The organism is Streptomyces sp. 15-116A, assembly GCF_025290915.1.
GTDB lineage: Bacteria > Actinomycetota > Actinomycetes > Streptomycetales > Streptomycetaceae > Streptomyces.
In genome coordinates this window covers 20,215-45,195 of the sequence record NZ_JAOCQE010000015.1, presented here as the reverse complement: position 1 = coordinate 45,195, position 24,981 = coordinate 20,215, and the positions used below count along the sequence as shown (strand labels likewise).

General features: G+C 70.9%; 24 protein-coding genes and 1 riboswitch. Of the genes, 12 read left to right on the top strand and 12 right to left on the bottom strand.

Going from position 1 to position 24,981, the window contains the following annotated elements:
• Positions 1-12: 12 nt before the first annotated feature.
• Together N4P33_RS05300 and N4P33_RS05295 are read right to left on the bottom strand one after the other, a co-directional pair.
• Entirely contained in the window at positions 13-687 is a 675-nt protein-coding gene (locus N4P33_RS05300; RefSeq protein WP_260825070.1) for a response regulator transcription factor, read from the bottom strand.
• On the bottom strand, positions 684-1,889 hold the full coding sequence (locus N4P33_RS05295) for a sensor histidine kinase (protein WP_260825068.1): 1,206 nt from the start codon (positions 1,887-1,889) through the stop codon (positions 684-686). The genes N4P33_RS05300 and N4P33_RS05295 overlap by 4 nt, the downstream gene beginning before the upstream one ends.
• Positions 1,890-2,126: 237 nt before the next feature.
• Between N4P33_RS05295 and N4P33_RS05290 the strand changes: the two genes are divergently transcribed.
• Together N4P33_RS05290 and N4P33_RS05285 are read left to right on the top strand one after the other, a co-directional pair.
• Complete coding sequence (locus N4P33_RS05290; RefSeq protein ID WP_260825067.1) at positions 2,127-2,717, top strand: heme-binding protein; 591 nt, start codon at positions 2,127-2,129, stop codon at positions 2,715-2,717.
• A gap of 114 nt (positions 2,718-2,831) precedes the next feature.
• Positions 2,832-4,226 (top strand): M1 family metallopeptidase, encoded by a 1,395-nt coding sequence (locus N4P33_RS05285; protein WP_260825065.1) that lies wholly within the window; start codon positions 2,832-2,834, stop codon positions 4,224-4,226.
• A gap of 79 nt (positions 4,227-4,305) precedes the next feature.
• On the opposite strand, the gene N4P33_RS05280 is transcribed toward N4P33_RS05285, so the two are convergent.
• Positions 4,306-4,881 (bottom strand): TerD family protein, encoded by a 576-nt coding sequence (locus N4P33_RS05280; RefSeq protein WP_260825064.1) that lies wholly within the window; start codon positions 4,879-4,881, stop codon positions 4,306-4,308.
• 154 nt (positions 4,882-5,035) lie between these two features.
• Between N4P33_RS05280 and arfB the strand changes: the two genes are divergently transcribed.
• Positions 5,036-5,473, top strand: coding sequence for an alternative ribosome rescue aminoacyl-tRNA hydrolase ArfB (gene arfB, locus N4P33_RS05275; RefSeq protein WP_260825063.1), 438 nt, complete (start codon positions 5,036-5,038; stop codon positions 5,471-5,473).
• A gap of 18 nt (positions 5,474-5,491) precedes the next feature.
• On the opposite strand, the gene N4P33_RS05270 is transcribed toward arfB, so the two are convergent.
• Together N4P33_RS05270 and N4P33_RS05265 are read right to left on the bottom strand one after the other, a co-directional pair.
• Complete coding sequence (locus N4P33_RS05270) at positions 5,492-5,971, bottom strand: GNAT family N-acetyltransferase (RefSeq protein ID WP_260825061.1); 480 nt, start codon at positions 5,969-5,971, stop codon at positions 5,492-5,494.
• A gap of 76 nt (positions 5,972-6,047) precedes the next feature.
• Positions 6,048-6,632, bottom strand: coding sequence for a flavin reductase family protein (locus N4P33_RS05265; RefSeq protein ID WP_260825059.1), 585 nt, complete (start codon positions 6,630-6,632; stop codon positions 6,048-6,050).
• A 341-nt stretch (positions 6,633-6,973) separates the two neighbouring features.
• Here N4P33_RS05265 and cdgB point away from each other — a divergent pair, with 341 nt between their 5' ends.
• On the top strand, positions 6,974-8,680 hold the full coding sequence (gene cdgB, locus N4P33_RS05260; RefSeq protein ID WP_260825058.1) for a diguanylate cyclase CdgB: 1,707 nt from the start codon (positions 6,974-6,976) through the stop codon (positions 8,678-8,680).
• A gap of 119 nt (positions 8,681-8,799) precedes the next feature.
• Positions 8,800-9,735, top strand: coding sequence for a carbohydrate-binding protein (locus N4P33_RS05255; RefSeq protein WP_260825057.1), 936 nt, complete (start codon positions 8,800-8,802; stop codon positions 9,733-9,735).
• Here the strand turns inward: N4P33_RS05255 and N4P33_RS05250 are convergent.
• Together N4P33_RS05250 and nagA are read right to left on the bottom strand one after the other, a co-directional pair.
• The gene (locus tag N4P33_RS05250; RefSeq protein WP_260825086.1) at positions 9,732-10,661 is read right to left on the bottom strand and encodes a 1-phosphofructokinase family hexose kinase; all 930 of its coding nucleotides are present in this window, start codon (positions 10,659-10,661) and stop codon (positions 9,732-9,734) included. The two genes, N4P33_RS05255 and N4P33_RS05250, sit on opposite strands and share 4 nt — an antisense overlap.
• A 118-nt stretch (positions 10,662-10,779) precedes the next feature.
• Entirely contained in the window at positions 10,780-11,934 is a 1,155-nt protein-coding gene (nagA, locus tag N4P33_RS05245) for an N-acetylglucosamine-6-phosphate deacetylase (RefSeq protein WP_260825055.1), read from the bottom strand.
• Positions 11,935-12,137: 203 nt separating this feature from the next.
• On the opposite strand from nagA, the gene N4P33_RS05240 reads away from it, so the two are divergent.
• Positions 12,138-13,766, top strand: a complete 1,629-nt coding sequence (locus N4P33_RS05240; protein ID WP_260825084.1) for a transposase — start codon at positions 12,138-12,140, stop codon at positions 13,764-13,766.
• Here N4P33_RS05240 and N4P33_RS05235 read toward each other — a convergent pair.
• Positions 13,763-14,695: an ROK family protein gene (locus tag N4P33_RS05235; RefSeq protein WP_260825054.1), complete on the bottom strand. Its 933-nt coding sequence runs from the start codon at positions 14,693-14,695 to the stop codon at positions 13,763-13,765. The two genes, N4P33_RS05240 and N4P33_RS05235, sit on opposite strands and share 4 nt — an antisense overlap.
• Positions 14,696-14,850: 155 nt before the next feature.
• On the opposite strand from N4P33_RS05235, the gene N4P33_RS05230 reads away from it, so the two are divergent.
• Together N4P33_RS05230 and N4P33_RS05225 are read left to right on the top strand one after the other, a co-directional pair.
• Positions 14,851-16,083: an extracellular solute-binding protein gene (locus N4P33_RS05230; RefSeq protein ID WP_399028646.1), complete on the top strand. Its 1,233-nt coding sequence runs from the start codon at positions 14,851-14,853 to the stop codon at positions 16,081-16,083.
• Between the two features lie 53 nt (positions 16,084-16,136).
• Positions 16,137-16,382: a DUF3263 domain-containing protein gene (locus N4P33_RS05225; protein ID WP_260825051.1), complete on the top strand. Its 246-nt coding sequence runs from the start codon at positions 16,137-16,139 to the stop codon at positions 16,380-16,382.
• Between the two features lie 26 nt (positions 16,383-16,408).
• Here the strand turns inward: N4P33_RS05225 and otsB are convergent, their stop codons facing one another.
• The 3 genes from otsB to N4P33_RS05210 all read right to left on the bottom strand — a co-directional run bounded on the left by otsB (position 16,409) and on the right by N4P33_RS05210 (position 19,685).
• On the bottom strand, positions 16,409-17,254 hold the full coding sequence (otsB, locus tag N4P33_RS05220; protein ID WP_260825050.1) for a trehalose-phosphatase: 846 nt from the start codon (positions 17,252-17,254) through the stop codon (positions 16,409-16,411).
• The gene (locus N4P33_RS05215) at positions 17,251-18,645 is read right to left on the bottom strand and encodes a trehalose-6-phosphate synthase (RefSeq protein ID WP_260825049.1); all 1,395 of its coding nucleotides are present in this window, start codon (positions 18,643-18,645) and stop codon (positions 17,251-17,253) included. Before N4P33_RS05215 ends, otsB begins: the two co-directional genes overlap by 4 nt.
• A 95-nt stretch (positions 18,646-18,740) precedes the next feature.
• Positions 18,741-19,685, bottom strand: a complete 945-nt coding sequence (locus N4P33_RS05210; protein WP_260825047.1) for a glucosyl-3-phosphoglycerate synthase — start codon at positions 19,683-19,685, stop codon at positions 18,741-18,743.
• 168 nt (positions 19,686-19,853) lie between these two features.
• Positions 19,854-20,001, top strand: a riboswitch (SAM riboswitch).
• Positions 20,002-20,019: 18 nt separating this feature from the next.
• Between N4P33_RS05210 and thrC the strand changes: the two genes are divergently transcribed.
• From thrC to groL, 4 genes are all read left to right on the top strand, one after another.
• Positions 20,020-21,333: a threonine synthase gene (thrC, locus tag N4P33_RS05205; RefSeq protein WP_260825045.1), complete on the top strand. Its 1,314-nt coding sequence runs from the start codon at positions 20,020-20,022 to the stop codon at positions 21,331-21,333.
• The gene (locus tag N4P33_RS05200) at positions 21,330-21,605 is read left to right on the top strand and encodes a MoaD/ThiS family protein (RefSeq protein WP_260825044.1); all 276 of its coding nucleotides are present in this window, start codon (positions 21,330-21,332) and stop codon (positions 21,603-21,605) included. Before thrC ends, N4P33_RS05200 begins: the two co-directional genes overlap by 4 nt.
• Positions 21,606-22,045: 440 nt before the next feature.
• On the top strand, positions 22,046-22,249 hold the full coding sequence (locus tag N4P33_RS05195) for a cold-shock protein (protein WP_004986573.1): 204 nt from the start codon (positions 22,046-22,048) through the stop codon (positions 22,247-22,249).
• Between the two features lie 295 nt (positions 22,250-22,544).
• Positions 22,545-24,167 (top strand): chaperonin GroEL, encoded by a 1,623-nt coding sequence (gene groL, locus N4P33_RS05190; protein WP_260825041.1) that lies wholly within the window; start codon positions 22,545-22,547, stop codon positions 24,165-24,167.
• A gap of 94 nt (positions 24,168-24,261) precedes the next feature.
• Here the strand turns inward: groL and N4P33_RS05185 are convergent, their stop codons facing one another.
• Positions 24,262-24,933 carry a Uma2 family endonuclease gene (locus N4P33_RS05185; RefSeq protein ID WP_260825040.1) on the bottom strand — a complete coding sequence of 224 codons (672 nt, stop codon included), beginning with the start codon at positions 24,931-24,933 and terminating at the stop codon, positions 24,262-24,264.
• Between the last annotated feature and the right edge of the window lie 48 nt (positions 24,934-24,981).

Sequence of the window (24,981 nt, the reverse complement as noted above, 5' to 3'; positions counted from 1 at the left end):
AGAGGGTCCGCGTCACGGCAGCAGACGGCGCTCCTTCGCGACCGCCACCGCGCCCGCCCGGGTGTCCACACCGAGCTTGTCGTAGATGCGACGCAGGTGGGTCTTCACCGTGGCCTCGCTGATGAACAGGGCACGGGCGATGTCCCGGTTGCCGAGGCCACGGGCGAGCTGGGCCAGGATGTCGCGCTCGCGGTCCGTCAGGGTCGGCTGCGGGCGGCGCAGGCTGGCCATGACACGTCCGGCGACCGGCGCGGACAGGGCGGTACGGCCCTCGGCGGCGGCGTGGATGGCGGCGAAGAGCTCGTCGGGCCGCTCGGCCTTGAGGAGATAGCCGGTGGCGCCCGCCTCGATGGCGCGGGTGATGTCGGCATCGGTGTCGTAGGTGGTCAGCACCAGGACGTGCGGGGAGGTGCCCGAGGGCCCTGATTCGGCCGAGGTGAGGCGGCGGGTGGTCTCCACGCCGTCGATGCCCTCGCCCAGCTGGAGATCCATCAGCACGACGTCCGGCGCGAGTTTCGCGGCGAGCGCGAGCGCCTCCTCGCCGGTGCCGGCCTCGCCGACCACCTCGATGCCGGGCGCGCTGTCGAGGAGGGCGAGCAGCCCGGCGCGTACGACGACGTGGTCGTCGCAGACGAGGATGCGTACCGGGGTCGTGCGGTGGTCGGGGGCCGTACGGTCGGGAGTCATCGGTGCGCCTCCAGGGGGACGGCCGCGGACAGGACGGTGCCCTCGCCGGGCGTGGACTCGACGGTCAGGGTGCCACCGAGCGCGCGCAGCCGCGCCCGCATGGCGGGCAGCCCGTGACCGCGTGTGCCGGCCGGGGTGTCGGGCAGGGCGGCGGGGTCGAAGCCGTGACCGTCGTCGGCGATGTCCAGGACGACCTCGTCGTCCAGGACGGTGAGCGTGAGGGCGGCGCTGCTCGCGCCGGCGTGCTCACGGACGTTGGCCAGGGCGCCCTGGGCGATACGCAGCAGCGCGGACTGGACGCGGTCCGGCAGCCGGGGCAGGCGTTCCTCGCCGTCCACATGGACCCGTACGGTCAGATCCGCGCCGGACTCCCGCTCGGCCAGCGCCCGCAGCGCGTCCTCCAGGCCGCCCCCGCGGGCGAGATCGGCGGGCGCCAGGTCGTGCACGAAGCGCCGGGCCTCGGCGAGATTGTGCTCGGCGACCGAGGCGGCGGTGCGCACATGGGCGCGGGCCTTGTCCGGCTCGGTGTCCCACACCCGGTCCGCCGCCTGCAACAGCATCCGCTGGCTCGACAGGCCCTGGGCGAGGCTGTCGTGGATCTCCATGGACAGCCGCTGACGCTCCGCGAGAGTGCCCTCACGGCGCTCGGAGGCGGCGAGTTCCCGGCGGGTGCGGATCAGGTCGTCGATCAGGACGCGCTGGCGGGCTGTGTGCCGTTCCATCTGCAGAAACACGGCCGTCGCGAGTGCGGCGACGGCGGGCGGCGCCAGCGCCAGGTTCGGGTCGAAACGCCCGGCGAGCTGCACCTGCGCCGCCACGACGAACGCCGTCAGCACCGCCACCAGGACGAGGGCGGCCCGGGCGGGCAGCGTCCGCAGACCGGTGTAGAAGAGAGGCACCGCGCACCAGGCGAAGCTGGGCGCCAGCACGACCAGCACCATCCACACCACGACGACCAGCGCGAGCCAGGCCGCACGCCGCGGGGTGGGCCGCGGACCGGCGCCGGCCGTCCCCGGGCCCAGCAGATGCAGCGCCGCGAGGACGACGCACAGCGCGATGATCCACGGGGTGCGGGGCTCACCGGGGTGGCGCAGCAGGAAACGGGCGAGCGCCCCGCCGAGCAGCAGGAAGAACGCCGCGTGCATCACGACGCCGAGCCACCGGGTGTCGACCGCGTCCGGCTCGTACGACCGCTCTCGCATACGGGTGCGCCTCCTTCCGGGCGGGGCCCTGCGTCGGGCGCTGAACTGGGCAAACACCTCCATTGTCGCCGTGGGGCGGGTCGAGAGGGTCAACCGATCGGACGACCCTCGTGTCGTCCGCCGGGCGGCGCGGGTGCAGCCGGGACGCTGACGGAGTGGGGCGGGTTCCGGGCGGAGGGTGGAGCGGAACGAACGGGACGGCACCGGGCCGCCCGCCGATCACTCGAGGAGCCCCGCATGAGCGCCGAGAAGCCCGCCCACAAGGCCCACAGGAAGTTCTCCCGCCGCGCCCGCATCGCCACCGGCGGCGCCGTGCTCGCCGCCGTCGCGCTCGGCGGTTTCGGCGCGGTGTCCGCGAACGCGTCCGGGCAGGACGCCCCCGCGAAGTCCGCCGCTGCCGCCTCCGTGCCGGAGCGGGCCACCACCACCTCCACCCACCTCACCATCGACGCCGCCACGCGTGCCGCGCAGGCCGCGTTCGACGCCGCCGAGAAGGAGAACCAGCGGGTGACGGTCGCCGTGGTCGACCGCAACGGCAACACCGTCGTCACCCTGCGCGGTGACGGTGCGGGGCCGCAGTCGTACGAGTCCGCGGAGCGTAAGGCGTACACGGCGGTGTCCTGGAACGCGCCGACGTCCGAGCTGGCGAAGCGGCTGGAGCAGGCGCCGAACCTGAAGGACATTCCGGGGACGTTGTTCCTGGGCGGTGGGGTGCCGGTGACCGCCGGGGACGCGCCGATCGCCGGGGTCGGGGTGGCGGGGGCGCCGTCGGGAGCGCTGGATGAGAAGTTCGCGAAGGCCGGGGCGGATGCGGTGGCGCGGCGCTAGCTGAGCCGTGGAGTAAGGACGGGTTCAAGGCTGCGGGTGCGTGGGGGCTGGGCGCGCAGTTCCCCGCGCCCCTTTGGGGCGCGTTGTCCTGCCGTCGGCTCTTAGGATCACGGAGTGCGCCCTCACGTGTCCCTGACCGCCGTACTTGTCCTGCTCGCCGGGTGCGGTGGTGGTGTGGACGGCACGCCGGGTGCGGCAGGCGTACGCGACCCGTACTTCCCCAAAGCCGGCAACGGTGGGTACGACGTCACGCACTACGACCTCGACCTGGCCTACGAGCCCCGTACCCGGCGGCTCTCCGGCACGGCGACCCTCACCGCTCGTGCCACGCAGGATCTCTCCGCGCTGAACCTCGATCTCGACGGCATGGACGTCGAGCGCGTCACCGTCGGCGGGGCGGAGGCGCGGTGGAACCGGGCCGGGCAGGAGCTGACGGTCCGGCCCCGTGACGAGCTGGAGCGGGACCGGGCCTTTCGGCTGGCCGTGCGCTACTCCGGCACCCCCCTCACCCTCACCGACCCGGACGGATCGGAGGAGGGCTGGCTGCGTACGGCGGACGGGGCACTGGCACTGGGGCAACCGGTCGGGTCCATGACCTGGTTCCCCGGCAATCACCACCCCTCCGACAAGGCGACGTACGCCGTCTCGGTGACCGTGCCGAAGGGGCTGGGGGCGGTGTCCAACGGGGAGCCGGTGAGGAAGGACACCAAGGGTGGCCGTACGACCTGGAGCTGGCGCAGTGCGGAGCCGATGGCGAGCTATCTCGCCACCCTCGCGATCGGCCGGTACGACGTCGCCCGCACCGAGACCGCCGACGGGCTGCCCGTGCTCACGGCCGTCGACCCGGAGCAGCGGGAGGCGAGCCGGGGCACCCTGGCCGAGTTGCCCCGCGTGCTGGACTGGGCGAAGCGGAGGTTCGGGCGGTATCCGTTCTCGTCGGTGGGTGTGATCGTCGAGCGGCCGGAGGACTCCGGGTACGCCCTGGAGACCCAGACCCGCCCCGTCTTCCCCGGCGCCCCTGACACCGGTCTCCTCGTCCATGAGCTCGCGCACCAGTGGTACGGCAACTCCGTCACCCCGAAGTCCTGGCGGGACATGTGGCTGAACGAGGGCTTCGCCACGTACGCGGAGTGGCTGTGGCGGGAGGATCACGGCGGCGAGACCGCCGAGCAGACCTTCGACGCCCTGTACGCGGGCGGGTACTTCCCCGACGCGGCGACGAACGAGGCCCTGTGGTCCTTCCCGCCCGCCGACCCGCCCGACGCGGCACACATCTCCGCGACCCCCGTCTACTGGCGCGGCGCGATGGTCCTCCACAAGGTCCGCCAGACGCTGGCCGACGACCCCGCCTTCTTCGGTCTGCTCCGAGGCTGGGCCACCACCCACCGTCATGGCAACGCCGACACCGCCGACTTCACCGCGTACGTGGAGGAGCAGGCCCCGGACGAGGACTTCACCGCCGTCTGGTCGGACTGGCTGTACGGCGACGGAAAGCCATCGCACCGCTGACCATCGCGTCGCGGACGCACCGGAGCCCCGGCCACACAAGGCGCGGGGCTCCAGTCGGGCGTGCTGCGTGCCGGGTAGGTCAGACGTTCACGCCGAAGTCCTGGGCGATGCCGACCAGGCCCGAGGCGTAGCCCTGGCCGACGGCGCGGAACTTCCACTCGGCGCCGTTGCGGTAGAGCTCGCCGAAGACCATGGCGGTCTCGGTCGCCGCGTCCTCGGAGAGGTCGTAGCGGGCGATCTCGGTGCCGCCGGCCTGGTTGATGATGCGGATGTAGGCGTTGCGCACCTGGCCGAAGTTCTGGTTGCGGTTCTCGGCGTCGTAGATCGAGACCGGGAAGACGACCTTCTCGACGTCGGCCGGGAGGGCGGCGAGGTTGACGTTGATCGCCTCGTCATCGCCGGCGCCCTCACCCGTGCGGTTGTCACCGGTGTGGACGATGGTGTTGTCCGGGGTCTGCTTGTTGTTGAAGAAGACGAAGTGGGCGTCCGAGTAGACCTTCCCCTGCGGGTTGACCGCGATCGCCGACGCGTCGAGGTCGAAGTCCGTGCCGGTGGTGGTGCGGACGTCCCAGCCGAGGCCCACGGTGACGGCCGTCAGGCCCGGTGCCTCCTTGGTGAGCGAGACGTTGCCACCCTTGGACAGGCTTACAGCCATTGTTGGGAGTCCCTTCCCTCGTTTGCGTACGGCTACGTACGGCTAGAAGCTACAGCTACCTCGTTGAACGCGGAGAGACGTACGCGAGGTTCCCGCTCCTTTACTTTCTTTACCTCGGATATTCGGGTGACGTGGACCGGTCAGGGGCGGGACCATGGACGGCATGTCCGGTCCCTATGTCATCCGCGGTTCCGTAGCCCTGCCCGAGGCGGAGCTCATGTGGCGTTTCTCGCGGTCGTCCGGACCCGGGGGACAGCATGTGAACACCAGCGACTCGCAGGTCGAGCTCCGTTTCGACCTCGCCCGCACCGAGGCCCTGCCCGAGGTGTGGAAGCAGCGCGCCCTGGAGCGGCTGGCCGGCCGGCTGACCGGCGGGGTCCTCACCGTCCGGGCCTCCGAGCACCGCTCCCAGTGGCGCAATCGCGAGACCGCCGCCGTGCGCCTCGCGGCGCTGCTCGCCGAGGCCACCGCGCCCCCGCCCAAGCCCCGCAAGCCGACCCGCATCCCGCGCGGCATCAATGAACGCCGGCTGCGGGAGAAGAAGCAGCGCGCGGAGACCAAGCGGGGCCGCTCCGCGCGCGACTGGAGCTGACGCCGTGAGCCGAGCCCTTCAGCTCAGCTCCAGCACCCCCACCGTCTCCCCCTCCGCGTCCTCCCCGTTCGGCCGGAAGCCGAGTCCCAGGTAGAAGCCCTCGGGCCCGTGCTCCCCGGGATGCCAGGTGACGTAGAACTCCTTGGTGCCGCGGCGGCGGAGTTCCGCGGCGACCGATTCCACGGCGAAACGGCCGTAGCCCTTGCCCTGCTCCCCGGCCGCGATGTTCAGCCGCCACAGGCCCGAGCGGATGCTGCGGCCGTCGTCGTACCAGTCGATGTCGAAGAAGGCCATCAGGAACCCGACCGCGCGGTCGCCGTCCATGATCAGGCGGGGCCAGGCGGCGTCCGGGTGGACGTACGCCTCCGCGAGGGACTTCACCACCGGGGCCACCGCGAATTCCTGCTCGGGCCGGACGCGTATCCCGAGCGCGGCGTCCAGGTTCTTCGGGGTGATCTCTTCGAGGCGGGGCGTCGGCACCGTCGTTGTCGTCGTCACGCCGGGCAGCGTAAGCGCGTAAAACCCGTTCGGGAAAAGGGATTTCGCGAAAGGAAAGGCGAAGCCCGCGCCGTGTTCAGCCCAACTGCCGGTAACGGCCCCGGAAATACGTCAGCGGTCCGCCCTCCGCGCTCGGTACGTCGGCCGCCAGCACCCGGCCGATCACGAGGGTGTGGTCCCCGGCGGTCACCCGCTGCTCGGTGCGGCACTCCAGGGTGGCCAGCGCACCGCCGACCAGAGGCGCCCCGCTGTACTGGCCCCGGACGTAGGAGATGTCCTCGAAGAGCAGACGGTCGCTGATGCGGCCCTTCATCGCGAAGCGGCCCGCGATGTGCCGCTGGCTCTCGGAGAGGACGGAGACCGCCCACAGCGGCTGTTCGTCGAGCAGTTCGTCCATGCGGGAGCCCTCACGCAGGCTGACCAGCACCAGCGGCGGGTCCAGCGACACCGACATGAACGCGGTCGCCGTCATGCCGACGTCCTCGCCGGCCGGTGCCCGCGGGTCGTCCGGGTCCAGCGGCGGCTCCTTCGCGGTCACCAGGACCACACCGGAGGCCAGCCGGGACATGGCGGCACGGAACGCGTCGTTGCTCACCCCCTCAGCATGCCGGGCGGCGGGCGGAGCGGTGATCGTGGACTGCGTGGAGGGAGTGTCGGGCACGCCGGAAACGCTAGTCTCCGCTCCATGGCCCCCGCATCGGACCCCGGCCCGAGCGGAGACCTAGGACCAGCGGCCGAGCGGAAGGGGCGCCCCACCCCGCGGGCCCGGCACCGGACCCGCACAAGCGTCACAAATTCCGCCCTCGGTAAACCCCCGGGGAAACCGCGGAAAGACCCCGCAATTGTTCACGTTTAGCTGTGACTTGAGTCACAAGGGGCAGGAATTGTTGACCCTGTGTACCGAGTGGGCAGCGCGCTGTGATTCAGTGGCGGGGAAGCTGCCAGGACGATACGCCGATGAGCACCCTTGATTCGCCACGAGGTCTCGGGGGGAGGGCGAGCATGGAGACCGAGTCGGAGCCCTACGTCCGCCTTGCGTCCCTGCGACAACTGCACCAGGTCATGGCCGACATGAACACGGCCCGCAGCCTGGCGGACACGTTGCAGTCCGTCGCCGACGGCGTCGTGAACGCCCTCGGGTACGAGCTGGCCTGCGTGAATCTCGTACGTCCCGACGGCGATCTCGTGGTCGCCGCCTTCTCCGGCAACCCGGCGGCCGAGGCGCTCATCACCGGCCGGGTCGGCTCGCGCGAGTCCTGGGAGCGCCGCCTGTCCATGGGCGAACGCTGGGGCGACCTGATCTTCATACCGCACACCGAGGGCTGGGTCCTCGACGACGACGACGTCCCCCAGTGGTACACCGACGGTCCCGCGCCCCGCTTCGAGGACGAGTGGCACCCCTCCGACCGTCTCTTCGCCCCGATGTACGCGCCCGGCCCGCAGGGTGCCGGCGCCTCCGGTGAGCTGGTCGGCGTGCTCTCCGTGGACCGCCCGCGCAACGGCCGCCGGCCCGGCGCCTGGGGCCGCGAGGCCCTGCAGATGTATGCCTTCCAGGCCGCCATCGCGATCAGCAACGCGCGTCTACGTGCGAACATGCAGCGCGCCCTGGTCCGTCTGGAGCGCGAGCAGCAGGCGCTCAGGGCCAGCGAGGAGAGCTTCCGCCAGGCCTTCGAGTACGCCCCGTCCGGCATGGCCATCGCCGAGATGGGTGGCGATCAGCACGGCCGGATCCTGCGCACCAACGACGCGCTGTGCCGCCTCCTCGGCCGCCCCGCCTCCGCGATGCGCCGCTACTCCTTCTCCGACCTCGTCCACCCCGAGGACATAGGCACCCTGCTCCGTACGTCCGCCGAGGGCGGGCGCGCCGAGCTGCGCCTCGGCCGCCGCGACGGCACCTACGTCTGGGTGTCCCTGCGGAACTCGGTCGTCGCCGACGCCGCCGACGGGCCCCGCTTCCTGCTCACCCACGTCGAGGACATCGAGGAACGCAAGCGCCGCGAGCTCCAGCTCGCCCACCGCGCCTCCCACGACTCCCTCACCGGCCTGCCGAACTCCGCCGAGCTGCGCGCCCGGCTCTCCGCCCGCCTGTGCCGCCAGCGCCCGCAGCCGACGCTGCCCGCCGCGATCGGCTCCGCCGCCCTGGACCCCTACGAGTCCTTCGACGCGCTGGAACCCTCGCTGGACGCCGCCTACGGCCCGCCCGCGTTCGACCGGGGGCACGACTTCGACTTCCCGCCCGGCGCGGACGAGTACGACGGCTACGACCATCATGTGCACACCGTCGCCCCCGCCGGGGACCGCGACGACGGCACCAAGGGGCTCGCGGTGCTCTTCTGCGACCTCGACGGCTTCAAGTCGATCAACGACCGGTTCGGCCACAACGCGGGTGACGCGGTGCTCATCGAGGTCGCCCGCCGGCTCAGCAACGGCGTCCGGGACGGCGACACGGTGGCCCGGCTGGGCGGCGACGAGTTCGTGATCCTCGCCGACGGTCTCGGCCGGGCCGACGCCCAGGACCTCGCCGTACGGCTGCGCAACGAGATCATCCAGCCCATCCGGGCCGAGGGGCGGGCCGTGCGGGTGGGCGCCAGCTTCGGCATCGGCTGGGCGCACTGCGGCATGACGGCCGACGAAGTCCTGAAGTCCGCTGACGAACGGATGTACGTCGAGAAACGATCTCGTCCCAAACAGCATCGGCGTGCGGGATGAACCGCAGGTCAGCGGGTTGATGCGGTCTGAGTCACCCGTTTGGGGGCGGGGAAGCGGGTAGGCTCGCCCATCTCACCACCCCGCAATCGCACCCGATCCGCAGCTAGGAGCACCAAGGGATGACGCCCGGCAACAACGGCGCGAGCACGCCCGAGGACGACGACCCGTTCGGCTACCTCTACGCCGACGGCCAGGCCAACGGGGCCCAGCCGCCGTCCGGTGGCTACGGCTACCCGAACTCGGTCAACCGCGTGCGGGCGGTCGGTACACGTCAGTACGGCCAGCAGGGCGGCGGTCCCGCCGCGCAGATACCGCAGCAGCAGGGCACGTACGGTCAGCCCAACCCGCACTACGCCGCCCCGGAGACGCTGCCGGGTGGCGGCGCCGCCACGACCCACTCCCCGCAGCCGTCCCACGGCGGCGGCGGCCGAGGGCGTGGGCCCAACACCAAGGGCCTCCTGATCGGCGCGATCGCGGTGGTCGCCGCGGTCGTCATCGGCATCGGCGTCGCCATGATCGGCGGCGACGAGGACAAGGGCGACGGCAACCAGGCGGACGCCTCCCCGACCCAGGGCCAGACCAGCGAGCCGAGCCCTTCGGCGAGCGAGAGCGGCAAGACCGAGGCCGACCTCCCCGAGATCGAGGCGAAGGCCCTCCGCCTGGAGGGCGGCCCCGTCACGGCCTCGGACATCAAGGGCGCGAAGTCCGACGGTGGTGTCTACGTCGCGGGCTTCAACAAGGTGGGCGCCAAGGTCGTCTGGACCGTCAGCGGCATCGAGAAGGCCGACACCTACCGCTTCTACGTCCGCTACGGCATCCCCGGCGTGGACGCCAACGCGACCGTGGTGGTCAATGGCGAGGCGCAGACCCGGCCGCTGAACATGGAGAACTTCGGCAAGCAACCCGAAGGCGACTGGGAAAAGGGCTGGCAGACCACGTGGGCCAACGTGAACCTGACCAAGGGCACGAACACCATTGAGCTCGTCTGCAACCAGGGCAACCAGTGCAACGCGAACCTCGACCAGTTCTGGTTGACGGAGGAGGACGGCTCCTAAGCCGCGCTCGCCTCGGACCTCACCGCCACCTGGTCCAGCAGTTCCTCGTACACCCCGCGGTCGAACTCTCCCGCCACCGGTGACACGACCGTCGCCGCCGACAGGGCGACCGCTCGGGCCAGACGGGTCGGCCAGGGGAGGTTCTCGACCAGGCCCGACAGGATGCCTGCGACCGCCGAGTCGCCGGCGCCCGTCGGGTTGCCGTGGAGGTGGGCGGGAGGCGTTGCGCGCCAGTGGCCGTCCGGGGTCACCGCGAGGAGGCCCTCGGGGCCCAGGGACGCGACCACCGTGCCCGCCCCCCTCCTGCGGGCGTCCTGCGTCGCGCGCAACGGCTCGTGGGAGCCGGTGAGTTCGGCCAGTTCCTCGGCGTTGGGCTTCAGGATGTCAGGGCGGCCCGCGACGCCCCGGCGCAGGGCCGCTCCGCTGGTGTCCAGCAGGGTCGGGACGCCCGCCGCCCTCGCCGTGCGGATCAGGCCCGCGTACGCACCCACCGGGACACCCGGCGGCAGGCTGCCGCACAGGGCGACCGCGTCGGCGTCACGCAGCAGGTCCTCGTACGCCTCCTGGAAGGCGGACCACTCGGCGACCGTGATCGTCGGACCCGGTTCGTTCAGCTGGGTCGTGCCGCCCGAGGTCTCGTCGACCACGGCTATCGTGCGGCGCGTCGTGCCGGAGATCGGGATCAGCGCGTCCGTCAGGGCCGGCACCCGCATCAGGTGGTCGCGCAGGATCTCTCCCGTCGTACCGCCCACGAAACCCGTCACCGTCACCTCGTGCCCGAGTGCCGCCAGCACCCGCGCCACATTGACGCCCTTGCCGCCCGGACGCTCCGTCACCTCGGAGACCCGGTGGGAGTCGTGCGGCCGAAGCGACGGCACGCGATAGGTGATGTCGAGCGCCGTGTTCAGCGTGACCGTGAGGATCACCGGGACGACCTCCCCCTGTTGCTGCGCCTGCCATGGCCCCGGAGACACGATCATGCCAAAGAGACGACGACCGGCCCACCCCTCGGACCGGCCACCGTCCCCCCGACCACGGGAGAGATCAGCCCAGTTGGGGAGCGACCACCCATTCGCCCCGGCGCATCACGCCCTTCAGGGCGAAGTCCGCGTCCAGCAGCACCAGGTCGGCGTCCTTGCCGGGCTCCAGGGAGCCGATGCGGTCGTCCAGGCCGAGCAGGCGGGCCGGGGTGGCGGAGATCGCCTGGACGACGTCCTCGACGGGCAGCCCGTCCACCGTCACCGCCCGCTGGAAGGCACGGTCCAGGGTGAGCGTGGAGCCCGCGATGGAGCCGCCCTCCACCAGCCGGGCCACACCCTCGGCGACCTCGACCTCCATCGGGCCCAGCATGTAGCGGCCGTCGCCGAAACCGGCGGCGTCCATCGCGTCCGTGATGAACGCGACCCGCCGCGGGCCCGCGTGATGGAACGCCAACTGGAGCGCGGCCGGGTGCAGGTGCGTGCCGTCGTTGATCAGCTCGACCGTGACCCGCTCGTCCTCCAGCAGCGCCGCGATCGGGCCGGGCGCCCGGTGACCGAGCACCGGCATGGCGTTGAACAGGTGCGTGGCGACCGTCGCGCCCGCGTCGATCGCCGCCACGGTCTGCTCGTACGTCGCGTCCGTGTGCCCCACGGCCGCGATCACCCCGTGCTCGACGAGCAGCCGTACGGAGTCCAGGCCGCCCGGCAGTTCGGTCGCCAGCGTCATCATCCGCGCGTGTCCGTGCGCCGCGTCGATCAGCTTGCGGACCTCGGCCGGGTCCGGGTCGCGCAGCAGTTCCTCGTCGTGCGCGCCCTTGCGGCACGGCGAGATGAACGGCCCCTCGAAGTGGATGCCGGCGATGTCGCCCTGCTGGGCCAGCTCCGCGAGCATCCCGGCGTGCCGGGCGAGGAAGTCCAGGTCACCGGTGACGGCGGAGGCGACGACGGTGGTGGTGCCGTGCAGGCGGTGGGTGTGCACGCCCTGGAGCACCTCCTCGGCGGTGCCGCCGGCGAAGGACGCCCCGCCGCCCCCGTGGTTGTGGAGGTCGACGAAGCCGGGCACGAGCCAGTGACCGGACACGTCGATCGTCTCGACGCTCCCCGGGGCGTCGGGGGCCGTGTCCGCGATCCGCGTGCCCTCGACGATCACGCGGCCGTCGTCCACGGTCCCGGTGGGCAGGACCACCCGGGCACCGGTGAGAACCTTGGTGGGGGCCATCAGGTGGTTACCTCCGAGGGGTCGGGAACTGCTGACCTTTGACTGTGTGTGGGTGCGCTCTGGCGTGAATGAGCGAGTTCGGGGGTGAGCCGGAGGGCACGTCGCTCGGGTGGGAACGGGCGTCCGCCGGTCGAATGCGTGACCTTGTGTGCGGGTGGTCGTTGAGTGGGGTGTACGTGTCCGTCACGGCCGAGGGGTGCGGGGTGGGTGGTCTGCGCAGGCTTGCGGCACCCTTCGTCGTGCCCGGCCCCACCGGTATGGCGGTGCGGACCCGGCTCAAACACCTCACGCCCGAGGACGAGAAGGTCCTCACCCTGGTGGGTGCTCATCTCGGCTCGCTCGCGTCGAAGGACCTCAAGGCCCGGTGCGCGGACGGTCTCGAGCACGACGCCGAGGCGTGGGCGGCCCGGAAACGGGATCTGACGCCGGTGTCGTCGGCGCGGTGGGCCGGGTCGATCACGAAGGCGTCGCATGACCAGTGGGCGCTGGCCCGCCGCTGCCAACTCGCCCACATCCAGTCCCTCGAGGCCGCTATCGACACGATCAGGCACCGGCTGTCGCTTCCGATCGGCGCGAAGGGCGACAAGCGGGCGCCGGGCGGCTACCGGTCCCGGCGGGAGTGGTTCGCCAAGACGCGACGCCTGCACGTCCTGGAAGACCGGTTGGCCCGCGAGCGGACCGACCGTGCGAGCGGGGTCGTGCACGTGGTGCGGGGCGGCAAGTCCCTCGCCCGCAGCCGTCACCATCTCGAAGCCGCGCAGCTCACCGAGACTGCATGGCGCCGGCGGTGGGAAGCCGAGCGCTGGTTCCTCCAGGCCGACGGCGAATCGGGCAAGAGGTTCGGCAACGAAACCATCCGCGTCAGCCCGGACGGCGAGGTGTCGGTCAAGCTCCCCGCCCCGCTCGCCGGTCTGGCTAACACGGTGCACGGCCGGTACGTCCTCACCGGCCGGGTAGCGTTCGCGCATCGCGGGCAGGAGTGGGCCGACCGTGTGGCGGCCAACCGTGCCGTCGCCTACCGCATCCATTTCGACGTGCAGCGGGACCGCTGGTACCTGACCGCCTCCTGGCAGACCCCGCCCACCCCGGTCATCCCCATCGAAGCCGCCCTCGCCGACGGCGTGATCGGCGTCGACATGAACGCCGACCACCTCGCCGCCTGGCGCCTCGACACCTGCGGCAACCCCATCGGAGCACCGCGCCGCCTCTACTACGACCTGTTTGGCACCGCCGACCACCGCGACGCCCAGGTGAGGCATGCCCTGACCCGGCTGCTGCACTGGGCCAGAACGTGCGGTGTCAAGGCGATCGCGGTCGAGGATCTGGATTTCGCGGCGGAGAAGACCAGGGAGAAGCACGGCCGCCGCAAACGGTTCCGGCAGGTCATCTCCGGCATGCCCACCGGCATGCTGCGTGTCCGGCTGACCTCGATGGCCGACCAGATGGGCATCACGGTCATTGCAGTGGACCCGGCCTACACCTCGAAGTGGGGCGCTCAGCACTGGCAGCAGCCCCTCACCTCGACAACACGCAAGACGACCCGTCACGATGCGGCGAGCATCGCGATCGGACGACGCGCCCAAGGGCACCCGATCCGGCGACGGACGGCACCGCCCCGTATCCACCAGAGCGATGGGTACGGGCATCGGATCGTCCAGGCCGGGCCGGTGGCCCTGGGGCGTGAGGGACCCCGCCCCCGCATCCCCGGTCCACGCACCAGATGCGTGCCACCGGACGCGGCGCGTACGCGGGCGACCAGGGCATCCAACACCGTTCGGGATGCGCCAGCTGCGCAGGTTTGGATCCAAGATTCACTCCTGCTCACTGATTAGGAACGGTCGGTGGATGCGAGGAGATCCCAGGCGAGGAGTCCCGCGCCCAGGCATCCGGCGGTGTCCCCGAGTGCCGCGGGGACCAGGGACGGCAGCTTCTGGAAGGTGACCCGCTGCCGGACGGCCTCCCGCAGCGGTGTGAACAAGGTTTCTCCTGCTTCGGCGAGCCCGCCACCGACGATCAGGGTGCGCGGGTCCAGCAGGGTGAGCGCGGTGACCAGCCCGTCGGCGAGCGCGTCGACCGCCTCCTGCCACACCTGGAGGGCCCGTGCGTCGCCGGACTCGACGGCCTTGGCGCAGTCGGCCGCGTCCGCGTCCGGGTCCCCGCAGGCCGCTGCCCATGCCTCGCTCACGGCCGAGGCGGAGGCGTACCGCTCCAGGCAGCCGCGCTGCCCGCAGGGGCAGTCGACCCCGCCGGGCCGTACGACGATGTGGCCGATCTCGCCCGCGAACCCGTGTGCGCCCGCCTCGACCCGGCCGTCGATGCCGATGGCGCCGGCGATGCCGGTGCCCAGCGGCACGAACAGATACCGGTCCGCGCCCTGCCCGGCGCCGACCCGGCCCTCGGCGAGCCCGCCGGCCCGCACGTCGTGGCCGAGGGCGACGGGTACGCCGCCGAGCCGTTCGGCGAGCAGCGCGCGCAGCGGCACGTCGCGCCAGCCGAGGTTGGCGGCGAAGACCGCGATCCCCCCGGTGTCGTCGACGATGCCGGGCACGGCGACGCCGGCGGCGGAGGCGGGCTCGCCGTAGTGGTCGATGCCGTGGGCGCGCAGGTCGGCGGCGAAGTCGAGGATGTCCGCGACGACCGCGTCCGGGCCGCGTTCGCGCCCGGTGGCCCGGCGGGCCTGGTGCAGCAGCGCGCCGCCCGCCCCGACCAGTGCGGCCTTCATCCCGGTGCCGCCCACGTCGAGGGCGATGACATGTTTCACGGGAAACAGTGTGACCCCCGGACCCGGGAGAGGTCTAGTCCACTCACGTGGTGTAGACCATAATCCGACTATCGAAAAGTTTCGGATGGCGCAGGGGCGCCAGGTTTGGGGCGACAGCAGTGCAGCGGCGGGTCAGGACAAGGGCGATCGCGGTGGTGTCCGCACTGGGACTGACGGGGGTCCTCGGCGGATGCGGCGCCGGTGACGGCTCCTCCGACGTCACCCTGCGGCTGGTCGCCGCCGACTACGGGACGTCGGCCGCCAACAGCTCCAGGAAGTACTGGGCCGAGCTGGTCGAGCAGTACGAGGCCGACCACCCCGGCGTGCAGATCGACGTCAGTGTCTACTCCTGGAACGACGTCGACCGCAAGGTCAAGGAGATGGTCGACGCGGGCGACCCGCCGGACATGGCGCAGATCGGCGCGTACGCCGACTACGCCGCCGACGACCTCCTCTACCAGGCCGGCGACCTGCTCTCCATCCCCGTCCAGGCCGACTTCGTCTCCCAGCTGGCCGAGGCGGGCCAGGTCAACGGCGTGCAGTACGGCATGCCGTTCGCCTCCTCCACGCGCGTGCTCTTCTACAACAAGGAGCTCTTCGCGGACGCGGGCATCACCCCGCCGAAGACCTGGGACGAGCTCGCCGCGGGCGCCCGGGCGCTGAAGGCCGAGGGCGTGAAGTACCCGTACGCGCTGCCGCTGGGCCCCGAGGAGGCGCAGGCCGAGACCATGCAGTGGCTGCTCGCCGGCAAGGGCGGCTACACCGACAGCGTGGGCACGTACTCCATCGACTCCCCGGAGAACGTGCGGACCTTCACCTGGCTGAAGGACGAGCTGGTCGGCAAGGGCCTGACCGGTCCGGTCGCCCCGGGGAAGCTGAACCGGGCCGACGCCTTCGAGGCGTTCGCCGCCGGTGACGTCGGCATGCTCAACGGCCACCCCTCCCTGATGGCGATGGCCGAGAAGAAGGGCGTGGAGTACGGCATGGTGCCGACGCCGGGAGTGGACGGCGAGAGCCGCGCCACGCTCGGTGTCGCCGACTGGATGATGGCCTTCAAGAAGCACGGCCACCGCGACGAGATCGGTGACTTCCTCGACTTCGTCTACGGCGAGGAGCAGGTGCTGGGCTTCTCCCGCGACTACAACCTGCTGCCCGTGACCACCTCCGCGTCCCGGACGATGGCGACGGCGGAGCAGGACAAGCACCTCAAGCCGTTCCTCGACGAGCTGGTCACCGCCGAGCACTACCCGGTCGGCAACACCTCCTGGGCGGCGGTCAACGCGGCCGTCAAGAAGCAGATCGGCAAGGCGGTCACCCCGAACGGCGACCCGCAGGCCGTCCTCACCGGGCTCCAGGCGGCGGCGACCCGGGCGGAGGGCGCGCAGTAGCGCTTGCGCGGGGGCGCGGGCCGTTGTCAGTGGCAGGGGCTACGGTGCGGAGCATGGACGAGGAAACGCCGGTGCGCGGGCTGGGCAGCCGCGAGCAGAGCATCCTCGCGCTGGAGCGCCGTGGCTTCCCCGGCCCCGGCGTGAAGGAACGCGCGATCCGTGAGGAGCTGGGCCTGTCGCCCGTGCGCTACTACCAGCTCCTCAACGCCCTCCTCGACGACCCCCGGGCCCTGGCCCACGACCCGGTGACGGTCAACCGCCTGCGCCGCATACGGGAGAAGCGGCGCACGGAACGCTGAGCGGGCGGGCTCGGCCGATCAACCGATCAACCCATCAGCCGATCGCCGATCCGCTCCGCCAGCCCTCGCAACAGCCCGACGACCCCCTCCGGACCGTCGACCACGACGTCCGCCCGCTCCCGCAGCTCGGTCACCTCGTCGCTGCCGCTGCACACCAGCAGGCCGGGGACGCCGTCGGAGCGGAGTTTGTCTACGGCGGCGAAGGCGGACAGGTCGCCCAGGTCGTCGCCGGCGTAGAGGACGGACCCGGCGCCGATCTCGCGGGCGTACTCCAGCAGGGCGACGCCCTTGTCCATGCCCGGCGGGCGCAGCTCCAGCACCATGCGGCCGGGCTCGACGATCAGCCCGTGCCGCCCGGCCAGGTCGCTGAGCGGCTCCCGCAGCGTCTCGAAGGCGCCCTGCGGATCGGCGGCCCGCCGCGTGTGCACGGCCACCGCCCGCCCCTTGTGCTCGACCCAAGTCCCCTGCCCGGCAGCCGCCCGCTCCAGCAGCCCCGGCAGCTCCTCCCGGACGGCGGCCACTCCGGGATGCGGCGCGGGCGCGGTGACCTCCCCGGTGCGCGCGTCCCACCGCTCGGCCCCGTAATGCCCGAGCACGACAAGACGCTCCAGCCCGCTCACCCCGGCAAACCCCCCGTACCGCACCGCCACCCCGGGCGCCCGCCCGGTGACGACGGCCACGGAAGCCACCTTCGGCGCGAGCGCAGCCAACGCGGGCACGGCCCCGGGATGCGCCCGAGCCTGCTCAGGATCGGCCACGATCGGCGCCAGAGTCCCATCGAAGTCCAGCCCGACCAACGCCTTCCCCGGCAGGGCAAGCAACGCCTCCAGCCCTTCCCGCCCGGCCCGCGTGCCGGGCGCCGGCAGGCTCACGACTCCCCCCGCAGCGCGTTCAGCTGGTCCAGGAACCACTGGGCCGGAGGGAGGGCGGTCGCGGAGGCGGCGAGGCGTTTGGTGCGGTCCGTGCGCTCGGCCGGGGACATGGTCAGGGCCTCGTGGAGGGCCTGGGCCGTGGCCGTGATGTCGTACGGGTTGACCGTGAGGGCGTCCTCGCCCAGTTCCTCGTGGGCGCCCGCCTCGCGGGACAGGACCAGGGCGCAGCCGTGGTCCGAGACGACCGGGATCTCCTTGGCGACCAGGTTCATGCCGTCGCGGATGGGGTTGACCAGCGCCACGTCCGCCATGCGGTACGCGGCCAGGGAGCGGGCGAAGTCGTCCTTGACGTGCAGGACGACCGGGCGCCAGCCCTCCGTGCCGTACTGCTCGTTGATCTCCTCGGCCAGCCGCCGCACCTCGGCGGTGTAGTCGCGGTACACGGCGAGATCCTGCCGGGAGGGGTAGGCGAACGCGACGTGCACGACGCGCTCGCGCCACTCGGGGTGGTCCGCGAGGAGCTGCCGGTAGGCCAGCAGTCCGCGCACGATGTTCTTGGACAGCTCGGTGCGGTCCACCCGGACGATCGTGCGGCGGCCCTCGCCGATCTCGCGTCGCAGGCCCTCCATACGTTCCTCGACGTCCGCCTCGTGGGCGCGGGCCCGCAGGAAGTCGGCGTCGGCGCCGAGGCCGTGCACGCCGATCCGGGTGTCCCCGAGGCCGCCCACGAAGCGCTCGCAGCACGCCGTGAACGCGTCCGCCCAGCGCCGGGTGAGAAAGCCCAGCCGGTCCGCGCCCAGCATGCCGCGCAGCACCTGGCCCGCGATGTCGTCCGGCAGCATCCGGAAGTACTCCGGCGGCGCCCACGGCGTGTGCGAGAAGTGCCCGATCCGCAGGTCGGGGCGCAGCTCGCGCAGCATCCCGGGGACGAGGGTCAGGTGGTAGTCCTGCACCACGACCGCCGCGCCCTCGGCCGCCTCCTCGGCCAGTGCCTCCGCGAACGCCCGGTTGTACGTCTCGTACGACGCCCACTGCCGCCGGAACTCCGCGTCGAACACCGGCTCCAGCGGCGTCTGGTACAGCATGTGGTGCACGAACCACAGCACCGAGTTCGCGATCCCGTTGTACGCGTCCGCGTGCACGTCGGCCGGGATGTCCAGCATCCGCACGCCGTCCTCGCCGACACCGCGCCGCACGGCCTCCCGGTCGCCGTCGGACAGCGCCGAGCACACCCACAGCGCCCCCGCGTCCGGCCCGATCGCCGACAGCCCGGACACCAGCCCGCCGCCGCCCCGCTTGGCCCGCAACGAACCGTCGTCGTCCACCACGTACGAAACGGGCCCCCGATTCGAGGCCACCAGTACCTGAGCTGCACCGAACGTCGAAGCCATAAGCCTCAACCTAGCCCGGCCCCGAACCGCTCAAACGTACGCATCGGCCGTATACGAACCCCAAGAGCGACCCCATGCCGAGCCCATGACCGACCTCAGGCCACCCTGCGCGCCTGGTACTCCGCGATCTCCGCCATCGGCGGCCGCTCCTCCGTGTCCACCGAGTACGTACGCGGCTCGAAGTTCTCCCCGGAGCGTTCGAACTGTGTCAGCGCCGGGCGGATCAGATGGCCGCGGGCCAGCCGCAGCTGGGCGGTGCGGTAGATCGCGGCGGACATCCGGCCCAGCGCCTGACCGTCCTGGTGCCGGTGCTTGCGCACCCCCACGTCCACCTGCGCGAGCGCGTCCAGACCCACCAGGTGCAGGGCGTCGATCAGCATGCCCAGCTCGACGCCGTACCCGACGGGGAACGGCAGCTGCTCCAGCAGGGAGCGCCGGGCCGCGTACTCGCCGCCCAGCGGCTGCACGAAGCCGGCCAGCTGCGGCCAGTGCATGTTCAGCAGCGGCCGCGCCATCAGCTCCGTCACCCGCCCGCCCTCACCGGCGGCGGCACCCAGCGGCCGGTCGTACATGGCCTTGACCAGCTGCACGTCCGGCTCGGTGAGCAGCGGGCCGACGATGCCGGAGACGAAGTCGGAGGAGAAGTCCCTCAGGTCGGCGTCGACGAAGCACACGATGTCGCCGCGCGTGACCAGCAGCGAACGCCACAGCACCTCGCCCTTGCCGGGCACGGCGGGCAGCCGGGGCAGGATCTCGTCCCGGTGCACCACTCTCGCCCCCGCCGCGGCCGCCACCTCAGCCGTACGGTCCGTCGAGCCGGAGTCCACGACCACGATCTCGTCCACCAGCGGCGTCTGCAGCAGCAGGTCGTGGCGGATGACGGACACGATGTCGCCGACCGTCTCCTCCTCGTTCAGCGCGGGCAGCACCACGCTCACCGACTGGCCGGTGGCCCGTTTGGCGGCCAGGATCCGGTGCAGGGGGCGGTCGGCCACGGACCAGGAGCGGTCGATCAGCCAGCGCTCGACTTCTTCCAGCACGGTCGGTGGCTCCTCACTGGTCTGTGTCTGTGATCCATCTCGCGGTACGGACGGCTATCTCAAGTGTCCTGGCTGTCGGTTACAGTCTTGAACAACGCGCGTGACCATCGCATGCCGGGGTCACCGCGCGGACGAGCAGGACCACAACCGAAAACCACAACTGAACACCGCTCATCCAGAGGGGCAGAGGGATACGGCCCGATGAAGCCCCGGCAACCCTCCAGTCGGTTCTTGTCACACAGACGTGGCGAGGCTCCCGGCTAGGGAAGGTGCCAAATCCGTCTCACGGCGAGATGCGTCGTGAGGAAGATGAGGAGAAAGGGCCTCGCCTCACATGGCTGTGCAGACTGTTGCAAGCACCACCGACACCACCGCTTCTTCTTCGGCTTCTTCGGCCTCCGTCGATCTCGGCCCCGCCGCCGCGCTGAGCTGTCGCGAGTGCGGCCACCGCGTGCCCCTCGGCCCGGTCTTCGCGTGCGAGGAGTGTTTCGGCCCGCTGGAGATCGCCTACGACTTCTCGGCGTACGACACCGAGGAACTCCGCAAGCGCATCGAGGCGGGCCCCGCGAACATCTGGCGTTACGCGCCGCTGCTGCCCGTCCCCGCGGACGTGGCGACCAAGCCGAACCTCAACCCGGGCTGGACCAAGCTCGTCGAGGCCGACAACCTCGCCCGCGAGCTGGGCGTCGAGCCCGGCAAGCTGTTCATCAAGGACGACTCCGGCAACCCCACGCACTCCTTCAAGGACCGCGTGGTCGCCCAGGCCCTCGAGGCCGCCCGCGCCTTCGGCTTCACCACCCTGTCCTGCTCCTCCACCGGCAACCTCGCAGGCGCGGTGGGCGCCGCCGCGGCCCGCGCCGGGTTCCGCTCCTGTGTGTTCATCCCGCACGACCTGGAGCAGGGCAAGGTCGTCATGGCCGCCGTCTACGGCGGTGAGCTGGTCGGCATCGAGGGCAACTACGACGACGTGAACCGCTTCTGCTCCGAGCTGATCGGCGACCCGGCCGGCGAGGGCTGGGGCTTCGTCAACGTCAACCTGCGGCCGTACTACGCCGAGGGCTCCAAGACCCTCGCGTACGAGATCTGCGAGCAGCTGGGCTGGCAGTTGCCGGACCAGATCGTCGTGCCGATCGCCTCCGGCTCGCAGCTCACGAAGATCGACAAGGGTCTCCAGGAGTTGATCAAGCTGGGGCTCGTCGAGGACAAGCCGTACAAGATCTTCGGTGCGCAGGCGGAGGGCTGCTCGCCGGTGTCGGCCGCGTACAAGGCGGGGCACGACGTCGTACGCCCGCAGAAGCCGGACACGATCGCCAAGTCGCTGGCGATCGGGAACCCGGCGGACGGTCCGTATGTCCTGGACATCGCGCGTCGTACCGGCGGTGCGGTGGAGGACGTGACGGACGAGCAGATCGTGGACGCGATCAAGCTGCTGGCGCGGACCGAGGGGATCTTCGCGGAGACGGCGGGCGGGGTGACCGTGGGGGTGACCAGGAAGCTGATCGAGAACGGCATCCTCGACCCGTCCAAGTCCACCGTCGTCCTCAACACCGGCGACGGCCTCAAGACCCTCGACGCGGTGGCCGGCACCGGGCTCACCGCCACCATCCGACCCAACCTGGACTCTTTCCGAGAGGCTGGCCTTGCATGAGCGTCACCGTCCGCATCCCCACCATCCTGCGTACCTACACCGGCGGCCAGGCCGAGGTGAGTGCTGAGGGGGCCACCCTCGCCGAGGTCATCGAGGACCTGGAGAAGAACCACACCGGGATCGCCGCCCGTGTGCTCGACGATCAGGGCAAGCTGCGCCGGTTCGTGAACGTCTACGTCAACGACGACGACGTGCGCTTCGAGCAGGGGCTTCAGACGGCCACCCCGGACGGTGCCGGAGTCTCCATCATCCCGGCCGTCGCCGGCGGCTGACCGAGCCTGATCATTACCGTCGGTAACGCCGGTTACCGAGTGTTCACCCCATTGCCCCCTCCGTGAGAGATGCGGAGGGGGCAATTCCATGGGATTGAGCGCGGTAGAGTTGGGGAACGCGCTCCTGATCCGCTGATCGGAAACCCTGAATTCCTGCCGTACGCCCGAATGGATACGGCCAAAGTGTGCGCCTTTTTCGCGGCTTTTGCGGCTTTCGTCCGGTCCGACTTGCCCTGAATTCTGGTGAATTCTCACCACATTCCGGACCGATGGCGTCCAGAATTCTCGTCCGATTGACCTGTTGCAGACGGCAGTTGGACAGATACATTCAGCCGCGGTCGACGCGTTCCGGCGCACGCCCCCAACCGTTGGGGGGTGAGGTCTGACCCGGATCCGCGAAGTGTGGATCTGTGCAAGGGCCAGTAATAGGGGAGTTAGGCATGGCTCAGGGCACCGTCAAGTGGTTCAACGCGGAGAAGGGGTACGGCTTCATCGCGGTCGACGGTGGTGCGGATGTTTTCGTCCACTACAGCGCGATCCAGATGGACGGGTACCGCACCCTGGAAGAGGGCCAGCGGGTAGAGTTCGAGATCTCGCAGGGTCAGAAGGGCCCGCAGGCCGACATGGTTCGCGTCACCGCCTGAACGCGCTACCAGCAACCTAAGCATTCACTGCTGACGAAGGGCCCGTACCTCCCGGGGTACGGGCCCTTCGCCGTGCGCCGCAACGGGCCCGCTTCGCGGGCGCGCCTTGCACTCGGCAGGGTCGAGTGCTAATCATTGGCGTTAGCACTCTGAAGGTGAGAGTGACAGCGAAGGACCGGGTCGGTGAGGCCCGCGGGCCGGGTGGGGCAAGGAACCACACGGCGCGCGAGCCGTCCGTCGCGGGCGCGGGCGCGGTCCGAAGGAATCACCCCCAGTCCTGGAGGGACCACTTCACATGGCCAAGATCATCGCGTTCGACGAGGAGGCGCGGCGCGGCCTCGAGCGCGGCATGAACCAGCTCGCGGACGCCGTCAAGGTGACCCTCGGCCCCAAGGGCCGCAACGTCGTCCTCGAGAAGAAGTGGGGCGCCCCCACGATCACCAACGACGGTGTCTCCATCGCCAAGGAGATCGAGCTCGAGGACCCGTACGAGAAGATCGGCGCCGAGCTGGTCAAGGAAGTCGCCAAGAAGACGGACGACGTCGCCGGTGACGGTACGACCACCGCGACCGTTCTCGCCCAGGCCCTGGTGCGCGAGGGTCTGCGCAACGTGGCCGCCGGTGCCAACCCGATGGCGCTGAAGCGCGGTATCGAGAAGGCCGTCGAGGCCGTCTCCGCCGCCCTGCTGGAGCAGGCGAAGGACGTCGAGACCAAGGAGCAGATCGCCTCCACCGCGTCCATCTCCGCCGCCGACACCCAGATCGGTGAGCTCATCGCCGAGGCGATGGACAAGGTCGGCAAGGAAGGCGTCATCACCGTCGAGGAGTCCCAGACCTTCGGTCTGGAGCTGGAGCTCACCGAGGGTATGCGCTTCGACAAGGGCTACATCTCGGCGTACTTCGCGACCGACATGGAGCGTATGGAGGCCGTCCTCGACGACCCGTACATCCTGATCGCGAACTCCAAGATCTCCAACGTCAAGGACCTGCTCCCGCTCCTGGAGAAGGTCATGCAGTCGGGCAAGCCGCTGCTGATCATCGCCGAGGACGTCGAGGGCGAGGCCCTGTCGACCCTGGTCGTCAACAAGATCCGCGGCACCTTCAAGTCCGTCGCCGTCAAGGCCCCGGGCTTCGGCGACCGCCGCAAGGCCATGCTCGGCGACATCGCCATCCTCACGGGCGGCGAGGTCATCTCCGAGGAGGTCGGCCTCAAGCTGGAGAACGCCACGCTCGACCTGCTGGGCAAGGCGCGCAAGGTGGTCATCACCAAGGACGAGACCACCATCGTCGACGGTGCCGGCTCCGCCGACCAGGTCGCGGGCCGCGTGAACCAGATCCGCGCCGAGATCGAGAACAGCGACTCCGACTACGACCGCGAGAAGCTGCAGGAGCGCCTGGCGAAGCTCGCCGGCGGCGTGGCCGTCATCAAGGCCGGTGCCGCCACCGAGGTGGAGCTCAAGGAGCGCAAGCACCGCATCGAGGACGCCGTCCGCAACGCCAAGGCGGCCGTCGAGGAGGGCATCGTCGCCGGTGGTGGCGTGGCCCTGCTGCAGGCCTCCCAGGTCTTCGAGAAGCTGGAGCTCGAGGGCGACGAGGCGACCGGTGCGCAGGCGGTGAAGCTGGCCCTGGAGGCCCCGCTGAAGCAGATCGCCGTGAACGCCGGCCTCGAGGGCGGTGTCGTGGTGGAGAAGGTGCGCAACCTGACCCCGGGCCACGGCCTGAACGCCGCGACCGGCGAGTACGTCGACCTGGTCAAGGAAGGCATCATCGACCCGGCGAAGGTCACCCGCTCTGCCCTGCAGAACGCCGCGTCCATCGCCGCGCTGTTCCTCACCACCGAGGCCGTCATCGCCGACAAGCCGGAGAAGGCCGCGGCCCCGGCCGGCGGCGGCATGCCGGGCGGTGACATGGACTTCTGATCGACCTCGGGGTCTCGGCTCCGGTTGATCAACGTCCTTACCGAGGGCGGCACCAACAGCTTCGGCTGGGGGTGCCGCCCTTGGGCGTGTGGGGTCAGTCGGCGTACTTCTTGAGCGGTTCGGTGTCGAGGGTGATGTTCACCGGCGCGGGAAGCTCGACGGTCGCGCCCCAAGGGTGGGTGTCGATCTGCTGGTAGCGGCCGTCCTTCGGTTCGCTGTACACGACGACGGTGCAGTTGTCACGGTCGACCAGCAGGTACACGGGGATGTCGGCCTCCGCGTAACCGATGGGCTTGTCGATGCGGTCACGCTGGTTGGTATCGCGGTCGTGAGAGGTGATTTCCAGGGCCAGCAGGATGCCGTCGGTCTCGGACCATTCGCCGTGCCCGACGAAGTGATCCGTGGGGGCGAGTGCGGCGTCGGTGCGGGCCCGCCCCTTGCGGTACGCCTCAGCCTTGAGGCCGGACTCGGGAGTGAGGTCGAGGTCGGGGCGGTGGAGCAGGAACTGGCGCACCAGCCACATGTAAATGGAACGGTGGTTGCCGTCCGGCATGGCCTTGACCTCGAGTTTTCCGTTGACGTACTCAAGCCGGACGGTCTCCGGCGCCCTGCGCTCCAGTTCCTCGAAGTCCTCGACGCTGAGCGGTTCCTTGGTGCGTACGCGGCCGTCGACGAACTCGAGGTGCACGTTCTCGGGGGCTGCGGCGGCGAGGTCCTCGAAGTCCTCGATGGGCATCTGCGGGTGGTCAGCGGCATTGGCGGTCATGGCGTCGCCTCCTCCCCTCCATCGTGCCCGGGGATGGTGCCGTCGGAC

Excerpts from the sequence above, each read along its gene's own strand:
- N4P33_RS05300 (WP_260825070.1), bottom strand. The coding sequence starts at position 687 with ATGACTCCCGACCGTACGGCCCCCGACCACCGCACGACCCCGGTACGC.
- N4P33_RS05295 (WP_260825068.1), bottom strand. The coding sequence starts at position 1,889 with ATGCGAGAGCGGTCGTACGAGCCGGACGCGGTCGACACCCGGTGGCTC.
- N4P33_RS05290 (WP_260825067.1), top strand. The coding sequence starts at position 2,127 with ATGAGCGCCGAGAAGCCCGCCCACAAGGCCCACAGGAAGTTCTCCCGC.
- N4P33_RS05280 (WP_260825064.1), bottom strand. The coding sequence starts at position 4,881 with ATGGCTGTAAGCCTGTCCAAGGGTGGCAACGTCTCGCTCACCAAGGAG.
- arfB (WP_260825063.1), top strand. The coding sequence starts at position 5,036 with ATGGACGGCATGTCCGGTCCCTATGTCATCCGCGGTTCCGTAGCCCTG.
- cdgB (WP_260825058.1), top strand. The coding sequence starts at position 6,974 with ATGGAGACCGAGTCGGAGCCCTACGTCCGCCTTGCGTCCCTGCGACAA.
- N4P33_RS05255 (WP_260825057.1), top strand. The coding sequence starts at position 8,800 with ATGACGCCCGGCAACAACGGCGCGAGCACGCCCGAGGACGACGACCCG.
- nagA (WP_260825055.1), bottom strand. The coding sequence starts at position 11,934 with ATGGCCCCCACCAAGGTTCTCACCGGTGCCCGGGTGGTCCTGCCCACC.
- N4P33_RS05225 (WP_260825051.1), top strand. The coding sequence starts at position 16,137 with ATGGACGAGGAAACGCCGGTGCGCGGGCTGGGCAGCCGCGAGCAGAGC.
- N4P33_RS05215 (WP_260825049.1), bottom strand. The coding sequence starts at position 18,645 with ATGGCTTCGACGTTCGGTGCAGCTCAGGTACTGGTGGCCTCGAATCGG.
- thrC (WP_260825045.1), top strand. The coding sequence starts at position 20,020 with ATGGCTGTGCAGACTGTTGCAAGCACCACCGACACCACCGCTTCTTCT.
- N4P33_RS05200 (WP_260825044.1), top strand. The coding sequence starts at position 21,330 with ATGAGCGTCACCGTCCGCATCCCCACCATCCTGCGTACCTACACCGGC.
- N4P33_RS05195 (WP_004986573.1), top strand. The coding sequence starts at position 22,046 with ATGGCTCAGGGCACCGTCAAGTGGTTCAACGCGGAGAAGGGGTACGGC.
- groL (WP_260825041.1), top strand. The coding sequence starts at position 22,545 with ATGGCCAAGATCATCGCGTTCGACGAGGAGGCGCGGCGCGGCCTCGAG.
- N4P33_RS05185 (WP_260825040.1), bottom strand. The coding sequence starts at position 24,933 with ATGACCGCCAATGCCGCTGACCACCCGCAGATGCCCATCGAGGACTTC.